The sequence below is a fragment of the Massilia sp. IC2-477 genome, assembly GCF_020707265.1.
Classification (GTDB): Bacteria; Pseudomonadota; Gammaproteobacteria; order Burkholderiales; family Burkholderiaceae_D; genus Telluria.
On record NZ_JAJFEQ010000007.1, the window covers coordinates 389361 to 400327 of the forward strand.

A 10967-nucleotide genomic window follows, 5' to 3' on the forward strand; every position below is an offset into this window, starting at 1 on the left:
ATCTTAATGTGAAACAGACTGCGCCGCACAGACCTTGAGCGGGTCTGAGCTCAGACTTACCCTTCCTTCAATTTCCTGTATACAATATTCTGATGCGAGGCCGGTATGCCTCCACAATCAGTCAGGGAGATAAAGGGATGCACGAACAACTCGCGGACCTGCCGGCCCACACGCCCGGTTTCAAGGACACGCTCCGGGCTGCCGTCCAGAAGCGCAACGGGCAGCTGGCCGAGTACTTCGACCACTGGTCCGCCGCCGGGGCCGCCGCCAACGCGATCCGGCAGCTGACTGGGACGTCGGAGACCGGTATCGGCCCCGCGCTTGCCACCCTGGCCGGCATCGAGGCCTGCCTGGACCGGGTGCACGGCTGCTACACGGAACTGGGCTGGATCCCCCGCCACAACGGCGACTTCGACGGCGACAGCTTCCTGCGCATGGTCCTCGAGCGCAACATCGCCAACAGCAAGATCCGCGCGCTGGGCGAGCTCCCGGAAGAATTTCACGACGAGTTCCGCCACCTGTTCGATGGCGGCAGCTCTGCCCTTCGCAACTCGGACAGCATCCGCGAGGAGCTCGACGCCCTGCGCGCCGACCTGGACGCCCTGCTCGGGCGCGCGGACGACTTTTCGCTGTTCATGGACACCCCGCCGCAAGAGGCCTCGCCGCGCCTGCAGGCCCTGCGCGCCGATCTCGACATGCTGTGGGAAGGCTTCCGCGCCGCCGCAGGGGCCGCCGCCCGCCAGTTCTGAATCAGCGAAGCTCGAGCCGCCCGTCGCGCAGCTTGAGGCGCTGGATGCCGGGCAGGCCGATCAGGTCGCGGTCGTGGCAGGCCATCACCACGCTGCCGCCGCGATCGAGCAAGGTGGGAATCAGGGCAATCACCTGTTCGCGCGCCGGTCCATCCAGGTTGGCGGTCGGCTCGTCCAGCAGCAGCAGGCGCGGTTGCAGCACGCGGGCGCGCGCCAGCGCCACGCGCTGCTTCTCGCCGCCCGACAGGCGAGACGGATCGGTATCGCGCAGGTGCGCCACGCCGGCCCATTCCATGGCTTCCTCGACCACCGGCGCAACCGCGCGCCGGTTCTCGCCGCGCGCCAGCAGGCCATAGGCGATGTTGTGGGCGACGCTGGTCGAGAACAGGATCGGGTGCTGGTGCACGAAGCCGATGGCGCGCCGCAGCGCCTGGGGATACGGGTACAGCGGCACGCCGCGCCCCTCGAACTCCACGGTGCAGGCCTCGCAGCGTTCCAGGCCCGCCAGCATGCGCAGCAGGGTCGACTTCCCTGCCCCGTTCACGCCGGTCAGCACATAGGCGCTGGCCGCAGCGATATCGAGCCGCTCGATCTCGAACAGCAGGCGCTCGCCGTGGCGCTTGCGCATCCCCTGCACGCTGAGCAAGGGCTTCACCAGCGGCCTCCCGCCGTGTGGGCTTCGCCCTGCAGCAGCACCAGCGCGCCATTCATCAGGAGCGCCAGCGACACCAGCACGATGCCCAGCGCGATTCCCTGCGCGAACTCGCCCTTGCTGGTCTCCAGCGCGATGGCGGTGGTGATGGTGCGGGTCTGTCCTTCGATGTTCCCGCCCACCATCAGCGCGCAGCCGACTTCCGAGATCACCCGGCCGAAGCCGCTGATCACGGCCGCCATCACGCCGTAACGCGCCTCGTGCAGGACGGTCCACATCACGCGCCAGCGCGAGGCGCCCAGCGATACGGCGGTCTCGGCGTAGCGCGGGTCGGCCGCCTGCACCGCAGCCAGCGTAAAGGCGAGCAGCACCGGCAGCCCGATCACCATCTGGCCCAGGATCACGCCCTGCTGCGAGAACAGCCATTCGAGTTCGCCCAGCGGACCGCGGCGCGACAGCAGCAGGTAGAGCAGCAGGCCGATCAGGACTGTCGGCAGCGACAGCGCCGCCTGGGCCAGCCAGATGGCCAGGCGCCGTCCCGGGAAGCGGTGCATGGCGATGGCGTAGCCGAGCAGGATCGCGGGCGGGGCCGCCAGCAGCAGGCCGAGCACGCTGGTCTTGAGCGAGACCCAGACGATGTGCCACAAGGCCGCGTCGCCGGAAAACAGCAGCGCGAATGCGTGCGCGGTGGCGTCCAGCACGTCAGGCCATCCGTGGGGCGTTCAATGGTTCCAGCAGGTCGGGCTCGAACACCAGCCGCTCGTGCCCGGCCAGCAGCAGGAAGTGCTTGCCCGAGCAGCGCGCCAGCAGCGACATGCCGACTTTTTCCGCCACCATGTGGCCCATCTGGGTGGTGCCGGAGCGCGACAGCAGGAAGGGAATGCCCATCTGCGCGCCCTTGATCACCATCTCCGAGGTCAGGCGCCCGGTGGTGTAGAACACCTTGTCGCCGCCCTCCAGGCCATCGAGCCACATCAGGCCGGCAATGGCGTCCACCGCGTTGTGGCGGCCGACGTCTTCCACGAAATACAGCAGCTCGCCCTCGTGCGAGAACAGCGCGCAGCCGTGCACCGAGCCGGCCTGCTTGTACACCGACTGCTGGGTGCGAATCAGCTCGACGATGCGGTACACGACCGACTGCGGCAGGCGCGCATCCTTGGGCAGCACGATCTGATCCACCTCGTCCATCAGGCCGCCGAACACCGAGCCCTGGCCGCAGCCGGTGGTCACGACCTTCTTCGCGGTGCGCTCCTCGACATCTAGAATGCCGTGGCGGGTGACGACCGCCACCGCGTCGACCGCCCAGTCGACCTGGATCGAGACGATGTCCTCGATCGAGCGCACCAGGCGCTGGTTGCGCAGGTAACCCAGGGTCAGGGCCTCGGGCGCACCGCCCAGGGTCATCAGGGTGACGATCTCGCGCTTGTCGACGTAGACCGTGAGCGGGCGCTCGGCGGGGATCGCGATGGTGGACGCGCGGCCGCGCTCGTCCAGCGCACCCACCTCGTGCGTGAGGGGCGCGCGCGCATCAGAAAGCGCCGGACGGTAGCGTGGCAGGTCGGGACAGTTCATGTTGCCGATTGTGCCATGCCTTTCAGGATTTGGCCGCCACCGTAGCTGCCCTGTGCGGCCACCTCGCCGCCCGGGCTCACCTTGATCGCGCAATACTTGAACTCCGGGATCTTGCCGAAGGGGTCGAGCGCCGCATTCGTCAGGCGGTTGATCGCCGCCTCGTAATAACAGAAGGGCACGAAGATCGCCCCCACCGGCGAGCTGTCGTCGGCGCGTGCGTACAGCACCACTTCGCCGCGGCGCGAGCTGATCGTGATGGCCTCGCCCGGCTTCACGCCCAGGCGCTCGAGGTCGAGCGGGTGCACCAGGGCCACCGGATCGGGCTCGATCGCATCCAGCACGGCGGCGCGCCGGGTCATGCTGCCGGTATGCCAGTGCTCGAGCTGGCGGCCGGTGATCAGGACCATGGGATAGTCGGCATCGGGGCGTTCGGCAGCCGGAATGATGTCGGCCGGGACGAAGCGCGCCCTGCCCCCTTCGCGCGGGAACAGTTCGGTGAACACCACCGGCTGGCCGGTGTCGCCTTCGTTCATGCAGGGGTAGACCACGGCGCCGTTGCGCTCCAGCCGCTCCCAGGTGATGCCGCCGATGCTGGGCATCATGTGGCGCATCTCGTCGAACACCTCGGCCACGCTGCCGTAGTGCCAGTCCAGGCCGAGGCGCTGGGCCATCTGCTGGATGATCCACAAGTCCTGCTTCGCTTCGCCCGGCGGGTCGATCGCCTGGCGGCCCAGCTGCACCAGGCGGTCGGTGTTGGTGAAGGTGCCGGTCTTCTCCGGGAAGCTCGATGCCGGCAGAATCACGTCGGCCAGGTAGGCGGTCTCAGTCAGGAAGATATCCTGCACCACCAGGTGCTCCAGTGCGGCCAGCGCGGCGCGCGCATGGTTGGCGTCGGGGTCGGACATGGCCGGGTTCTCGCCCATGATGTACATGCCCCGCACCTGGCCGGCGTCGATCGCGTCCATGATTTCGACCACGGTCAGGCCCGGCTTCGGGTCCAGGGTCGCGCCCCAGGCCTTTTCGAAGCGCGCGCGCGCGGCCGGATTGTCGACGCGCTGGTAGTCCGGCAGCATCATCGGGATCAGGCCGGCGTCCGACGCGCCCTGCACATTGTTCTGGCCGCGCAGCGGATGCAGGCCGGTGCCGGGGCGGCCGATCTGGCCCGTCATCAGGGACAGCGCGATCAGGCAGCGCGCATTGTCGGTTCCGTGCACGTGCTGCGACACGCCCATGCCCCACAGGATCATCGATCCTTTCGAGGTGGCATACAGGCGCGCCACGTAACGGATCGTCTCGGCGTCGATGCCGCAGATCGGCGCCATCGCTTCCGGGCTGTACTCGGCCACGTTGGCCTGCAGCTCGGCATAGCCGATGGTGCGGCTGGCGATGAAGTCACGGTCGACCAGGCCCTCGGTGACGATCACGTGCATCATCGCGTTGAGCAGGGCCACGTCGGTGTCGGGCTTGAACTGCAGGTAGCGGTGCGCGTGGCGCGCCAGGTCGGAGCGGCGCGGATCGAGCACGACCAGCCTGGTGCCCGTCTTCACCGCGTTCTTGATCCAGGTGGCGGCCACCGGGTGGTTCACGGTCGGGTTGGCGCCGATGACGATCACCACGTCGGCCCGGGTCACGTCCATCACCGGATTCGAAACCGCGCCCGAACCGATGCCTTCCAGCAGGGCCGAGACCGAGGAGGCGTGGCACAGGCGCGTGCAATGGTCGACGTTATTGGTGCCGAAGCCGGTGCGCACCAGCTTCTGGAACAGGTAGGCTTCCTCGTTGCTGCCCTTGGCCGAGCCGAAGCCGGCCAGCGCCGCGCCGCCGTGCTGGGCGCGGATCTGCGCCAGCCGGCCGCCAGCAAGGGCCAGGGCCTCTTCCCAGCTGGCCTCGCGGAACACTTCATGCACCCGGTCGGGGTCCATCGTGAAGTCGCCGCTCTTGGGCACGCCCTCACGGCGGATCAGCGGCCTGGTGAGGCGGTGCGGATGATGCGCATAATCGAGGCCGTAGCGGCCTTTCACGCACAGGCGGCCCAGGTTGGCCGGCCCCTGCCGCCCCTCGACGTAGAGGATCTTGTTGTCCTTGACCTTGTAGGTCAGCTGGCAGCCGACGCCGCAATACGGGCAGACCGAGTCGACCTGCTTGTCGGGGATGTCCAGTGCCACTTCGCGCGCCGGCATCAGGGCGCCGGTCGGGCAGGCCTGCACACACTCACCGCAGGCCACGCAGGTGGAGTTCCCCATCGGGTCGTCCTGGTCGAACACGATCTTGGTGTCCTGGCCGCGGAAGGCCAGGCCGATCACGTCGTTGACCTGCTCGTCGCGGCAGGCGCGCACGCAGCGCGTGCACTGGATGCAGGCGTCCAGGTTGACGGTGATCGCGGCGTGGCTGCGGTCCGCGGCGGGCTGGCGCCGGGTCGGCACGAAGCGCGGCTTGCCGACGCCGAGCTTTTCCGCCCACAGGTCGACTTCGTTCCTGCGGGTGTACTCCGCCTCGGGCATGTCGGCCTGGAGCAGTTCCAGCACCATCTTCTGCGCCGCCAGGGCACGCGGGCTGTCGGTCGTGACCTTCATGCCGGCGGAGGGATGACGGCAGCAGGACGGCGCCAGCACGCGCTCACCGTCGATTTCGACCATGCAGGAGCGGCAGTTGCCGACTGCGTCCATGCCTTCCTTGTAGCACAGGCGCGGCACCTCGATGCCTTCGCGCGCGGCGACCTCGATCAGGGTCTCGTGCGGCAGCGCCTGGACGCTGCGGCCGTTGAGTTCAATGGTGACGGTTGGGGTGGGCGCGTTCATGATTGGCTCAGCTCGTGCGGGAAGTATTTGATGACGCAATCGAAGGGGTTCGGCGCCGCCTGGCCCAGGCCGCAGATCGAGGCGTCGCGCATCACCTGCGACAGCTCGCCCAAGAGGCCCGTGTCCCACTGCGGCTGCTTGATCAGGTCGAGCGCCTTGGCGGTGCCGTTGCGGCAGGGCGTGCACTGGCCGCAGGATTCGTCCTTGAAGAAGGCGAGGGTATTGCGCGCGGCCGCGACGGCGCTGTCCTGGTGCGACAGCACCACCACCGCGGCCGAGCCGATGAAGCAGCCGTAGGGCTGCAGGGTGTCGAAATCGAGCGGGATGTCGCCCAGCAAAGCAGGCAGGATGCCGCCCGAGGCGCCGCCCGGCAGATAGGCGTAGAAACGGTGACCGTCCTGCATGCCGCCGCAATATTCCTCGATGAGTTCCGTGATCGTGATGCCGGCTGGCGCCAGCTTCACGCCCGGCTCGCGCACCCGGCCCGAGACCGAGAACGAACGCAGGCCGCGCCGGCCCTTGCGCCCATGCCCCGCGAACCAGTCGGCGCCGCGTTCGAGGATCTCGCGCACCCAATGGAGCGATTCGAAATTGTGTTCCAGCGTCGGACGGCCGAACAGGCCGACCTGGGCCACATAGGGCGGACGCAGGCGCGGCATGCCGCGCTTGCCTTCGATCGATTCGATCATCGCGGACTCTTCGCCGCAGATATAGGCGCCGGCGCCGCGGCGCAGGATAATCGGCGGCATGCCCTGCACCGGAGGGTCGGCGCGCAGCTTGTCCAGCTCGGCCTCCAGCATGGCGCGGCAGCCGTGGTATTCGTCGCGCAGGTAGATGTAGATGGCTTCGATGCCGACCGCCCAGGCGGCGATCAGGGCGCCTTCCAGGAAGCGGTGCGGGTCGCGTTCGAGGTAGACGCGGTCCTTGAAGGTGCCCGGCTCCCCTTCGTCGATGTTGATGGCCATCAGGCGCGGCCCCTGCTCGGCGCGCACGATGCGCCATTTGCGCCCGAGCGGGAAGCCGGCGCCGCCCAGGCCGCGCAGGCCCGAGGCTTCCAGCGTCCCGATCACCTGTTCGACCTCGTGCTCGCCGGCCACGCAGGCTTGCAGGAGCGCGTAGCCTCCGGCCGCGCGGTAAGCCGCGTAATCGGCGTAGTCGCCGACGGGCTCGAACGTCTCGCCGGCGCTGACCTTGGCCAGCACCTTCTCGGCACTGGCCTGGGGCACGGCGCGCTGGCCCACCACCGCTACCGGCGCCTGCTCGCAGCGGCCGACGCAGGGCGCTTCGAGCACCCGCACTTCGCGCCCCAGCAATGCCGGCAGCCTGCCCAGCAGGTCGCGCGCACCGGCCATTTCGCAGGACAGGCCGGCGCAGACGCGCACCGTCAGCGCCGCCGGCGCTTCCTCGTCCTCCTTCACCAGGTCGAAATGGTGGTAGAAGCTGGCGACCTCGTAGACCTCGGCCTGGGCCAGGCGCATCTCCTGCGCCAGCGCCGCCAGGTGGCGGCTGGCCAGGCAGCCGAAACGGTCCTGGATCTTGTGCAGGTGCTCGATGAGCAGGTCGCGCTGGCGCGACGCTTCGCCCAGCAGGGCCTGGACCTCGGCCAGCGCCTGCGGGTCGACGCGGCGGCCCTTGGGCGCTTCGCGCTTGCGCTGGCGGCTGGCACCGGCGACGGCGATGGGAATGATGGGATGGTTCATGATGGCGATGGTCCGTGATGAAACGAGGTGCGGATATTCACATGATAGTGGAACGCGCGGCCGGCTCAAGCGGCCGCGCGCCGGGGCGGCTTACTTGAACAGCACCGCCGCTTTCTGCAGCGTGACCCAGATCCCGAACAGCAGCGGAATCCCCACCGAAGCCCAGGCGAACGCGGTCACGGCCGGGTTGACGGTCGCGACGGCGCCAGTGCCGCCGCTGCGGGTACCGCTCGCGGCGGCGACGTCGCGCTCCTGCGCCAGCTTCTTCTCGGCCGCCAGCTCGGCCTCGGTCATGAAGTATTTGTCGTCCAGCGGCTTGATCATCGCGTTGAGCACGATGCCCACCACCACCAGGCCGGCCAGCACGTACATGGTGACGTCGTAGGCCTGCGCCTTCGGCACGCCGTGCTCGATCTGGTACTCGCGGATGTAGTTGATCAGGAGCGGGCCGAGCACGCCGGCGGCGGCCCAGGCCGTGAGCAGGCGGCCGTGGATCGCGCCCACCATCTGGGTGCCGAACAGGTCGGCCAGGTAGGCCGGCACGGTGGCGAAGCCGCCGCCGTACATCGACAGGATGATGCAGATGAAGGCGACGAACAGTGCCAGCTGGCCGTTGTGCGCCATCGACGGGATCGACGCGTACAGGATGAAGCCGAGGATCAGGAACACGAAATAGGTCGCTTTGCGGCCGATGTAGTCCGAGCACGAGGCCCAGGCGAAACGGCCGCCGATGTTGAACAGCGAGAGCAGGCCGGTGAAACCGGCCGCGATCGCGGCGATCTGGCCCTTCTGCGCGGCGTCCAGGTCGTTGAAGCCGGCGTCGACGCCGATCAGGCGGCCGCCGAACACTTCCTGCAGCAGGGGCGAGGCCATGCCGAGGATGCCGATGCCGGCCGAGACGTTCAGGAACAGCACGCCCCAGATCAGCCAGAACTGGGGAATACCCCAGACCCGGCTGGCGTGCACATGGCGCGTCGTGACCATGGTGCTGCTGGACTTGGCCGGCGGGGTCCAGCCTTCCGGCTTCCAGCCGGAAGCGGGCACGCGGTAGGTCAGCGCGCCGGCCACCATGAACACGAAGTAGATCGCGGCCAGGGCCAGGAAGGTTTCCCAGACGCCAACCGAGGTCGGGGTGGCGAAGTACTTCATCAAACGGTCGGCCAGCGGCGCGCCGATCATGGCGCCGCCGCCGAAGCCCATGATCGCCATGCCGGTCGCCATGCCGCGGCGGTCGGGGAACCACTTGATCAGGGTCGACACTGGCGAGATATAGCCCAGGCCCAGGCCGATGCCGCCGATCACGCCGGAGCCGAGCCACATCAGCCAGATCTGGTGGGTGTAGATGCCCAGCGCCGAGATCACGAGGCCGCCGCACCAGCAGACCGCCGATACCAGGCCTGCCTTGCGCGGACCCGCGTGCTCGAGCCAGCCGCCGAACAGCCAGGCGGCCAGGCCCAGGAAGACGAAGAACAGCGTGTACATCCAGCCCAGCATCGAGATCTTCCAGTCGCAGGTGGTCGACATGATCTGCGCCATCAGTCCCATGTCGGCCGGGCAGCTGATCGATTCGGTGATGCCGAGCGCTTTCGACAGCGGCAGCCAGAACACCGAGAAGCCGTAGGCCATGCCGATGCACAGGTGGATCGCGAGCGCTGCCGGCGGCACCAGCCAGCGGTTGAAACCGGGCCCTGCGATGGTGTGTTCCTTGTCCAGAAAACTGAATACAGCCATGTCCCCTCCTTGTTTTTAGAACTGTTTAAATATGCTTAAAAAAGCATATTATTTCGTCAATTTTATTATTTTGAGCGAGAGTAACATGATGCTTTTCGCCAAGAAATAGGCTATTTTCAGCATATGCTCAACATCCACATCCGCCCGCACTGGGAGATCAGCCTGAAGGGCGGACGCCCGCTCGACACCGCCGACCTGCTCGGCCTGCTGCTGTCGATCCAGGATACTGGCTCGATCGCCCAGGCCGCGAAGTCGGTCGGACTGTCCTATCGCTATGCCTGGGGCCTGCTGCGCGCGGCCGAGGAGCTGTTCGGCCAGCAGCTGCTGCAGACCGGGCGCGGACGCGGCACCGGCCTCACGCCGCTGGCGCAAAAGCTGGTGTGGGCCGACCGCCGCATCGCCGCGCGCCTGTCGCCCACCCTGCAAAGCCTGGCCTCGGAACTGGAGGTAGAGCTGGCGCGCGTCACCGGCGCCGCGCTGCGTCCGCTGCGCCTGGACGCCAGCCACGGCTTCGCGGTGGCTGCCCTGATGAGCTGCATCGACCGCGACGCGCTGCCCGTCGATTCGCGCTACCGCACCAGCACCGACGCGGTGACGGCGCTGGCGCGGCGCGAATGCGACCTGGCCGGTTTCCACGTGCCGAGCGGGCGCTTCCAGGCGCAGACGGCCAGCTGGTACCTGCGCTGGCTGGACCCGGCCCAGCATTGCCTGGTGCGCGTGGCCGGCCGCGAACAGGGCCTGATCACGGCGCGCGGCAATCCGCTTGGCCTGCGCGCGCTGGCCGACCTGGCGCGCCCCGGCGTGCGCTTCGTGAACCGCCAGGCCGGTTCCGGCACCCGCATGCTGCTCGAGATGATGCTGGCCGCCGACGGCCCGCCGCCTGACGCGATCCAGGGCTTCAACAGCGCCGAGTTCACCCACTCCGCGGTGGCGGCCTATATCGCCAGCGGCATGGCCGACGCCGGCGTCGGCATGCGCGCGGCGGCCGCCCAGTTCAAGCTCGACTTCACGCTGCTGCTGAAGGAAACCTACTATTTCGCGGTGCGCCAGGAAGCGCTCGAGGAACCGGCCATGCGCCAGCTGCTCGAGCTGATGCGCACGCCGTCCTACCACGCGATGGTGGACGCCCTGCCCGGCTACGACGCCCGCGGCACCGGCGACATCGTGACGATCCCCGAGGCCTTCGAACTGGGCGCCTGAAACGCGCCACTTGCAGCCGCGGGCGCGCAGCGGTATAAAGCAGGCCGTTCCTCCAAACTTACGCAAAGTTATGCAGAGCAGGCTTTGCCGTTGGATTCCTGCTTCACCGGGGCCGGTTTCGCCTTGTACTCACGCCCAAGGCCAGCGCCTTCCCCTCCACAGGCAGAGGCGGTGGAACTCACCGCCATGTTCTTAAGGTTGATGGCCGCATTGATGTCGCGGTCGTGTTGCGTCTTGCAGCACGAGCAAGTCCATTGCCTTGTTCCCAAACCGAGCGCTTCGTGCTTGTAGCCGCAGCAAGAGCACAGGCGACTGCTTGCGAACCATCGGTCGGCGACGACCACCTGCCCACCACGCCATGCCGACTTGTACTCCAGCTGGCGACGCAGTTCGTAAAAACCCATGTCGGCGATGGCGCGCGCCAGGCGGGAATTGGCAATCATGCCTTTCACGTTAAGATCTTCGATACCGATCGTGTGAAAGCGCCGCGCGATGCTGGTGCTGAGTTGATGCAGGCTGTCACGGCGGATGTTGGCGATCCGCTCATGCAGTCTGGCCAGCTTCA

9 protein-coding genes are annotated in these 10967 nt (G+C 67.9%); 2 read left to right on the top strand and 7 right to left on the bottom strand.

Annotated features, from left to right (window positions below):
• The first annotated feature begins 137 nt into the window (after positions 1 to 137).
• Positions 138 to 749, top strand: coding sequence for a hypothetical protein (locus tag LK542_RS16890; protein ID WP_227812779.1), 612 nt, complete (start codon positions 138 to 140; stop codon positions 747 to 749).
• A 1-nt stretch (position 750) separates the two neighbouring features.
• Here the strand turns inward: LK542_RS16890 and LK542_RS16895 are convergent, their stop codons facing one another.
• The 6 genes from LK542_RS16895 to LK542_RS16920 form a co-directional block, all read right to left on the bottom strand.
• Entirely contained in the window at positions 751 to 1404 is a 654-nt protein-coding gene (locus LK542_RS16895) for an ATP-binding cassette domain-containing protein (RefSeq protein WP_227812780.1), read from the bottom strand.
• A complete protein-coding gene (locus tag LK542_RS16900; protein ID WP_227799627.1) occupies positions 1401 to 2102 on the bottom strand; it encodes an ABC transporter permease in 702 nt (233 codons plus the stop codon). The genes LK542_RS16895 and LK542_RS16900 overlap by 4 nt, the downstream gene beginning before the upstream one ends.
• Before the next feature lies 1 nt (position 2103).
• Positions 2104 to 2973, bottom strand: a complete 870-nt coding sequence (locus LK542_RS16905; protein WP_227812781.1) for a formate dehydrogenase accessory sulfurtransferase FdhD — start codon at positions 2971 to 2973, stop codon at positions 2104 to 2106.
• Positions 2970 to 5771 (bottom strand): formate dehydrogenase subunit alpha, encoded by a 2802-nt coding sequence (gene fdhF / locus LK542_RS16910; protein WP_227812782.1) that lies wholly within the window; start codon positions 5769 to 5771, stop codon positions 2970 to 2972. The genes LK542_RS16905 and fdhF overlap by 4 nt, the downstream gene beginning before the upstream one ends.
• Positions 5768 to 7471, bottom strand: a complete 1704-nt coding sequence (locus LK542_RS16915; protein ID WP_227812783.1) for an NAD(P)H-dependent oxidoreductase subunit E — start codon at positions 7469 to 7471, stop codon at positions 5768 to 5770. Before LK542_RS16915 ends, fdhF begins: the two co-directional genes overlap by 4 nt.
• Positions 7472 to 7561: 90 nt before the next feature.
• On the bottom strand, positions 7562 to 9202 hold the full coding sequence (locus LK542_RS16920) for an OFA family MFS transporter (protein WP_227799631.1): 1641 nt from the start codon (positions 9200 to 9202) through the stop codon (positions 7562 to 7564).
• A gap of 123 nt (positions 9203 to 9325) precedes the next feature.
• On the opposite strand from LK542_RS16920, the gene LK542_RS16925 reads away from it, so the two are divergent.
• Positions 9326 to 10402: a substrate-binding domain-containing protein gene (locus LK542_RS16925; RefSeq protein WP_227812784.1), complete on the top strand. Its 1077-nt coding sequence runs from the start codon at positions 9326 to 9328 to the stop codon at positions 10400 to 10402.
• Between the two features lie 68 nt (positions 10403 to 10470).
• On the opposite strand, the gene LK542_RS16930 is transcribed toward LK542_RS16925, so the two are convergent.
• On the bottom strand, positions 10471 to 10967 hold a 497-nt coding region (locus tag LK542_RS16930), incomplete at its 5' end, for a transposase (RefSeq protein ID WP_227812785.1).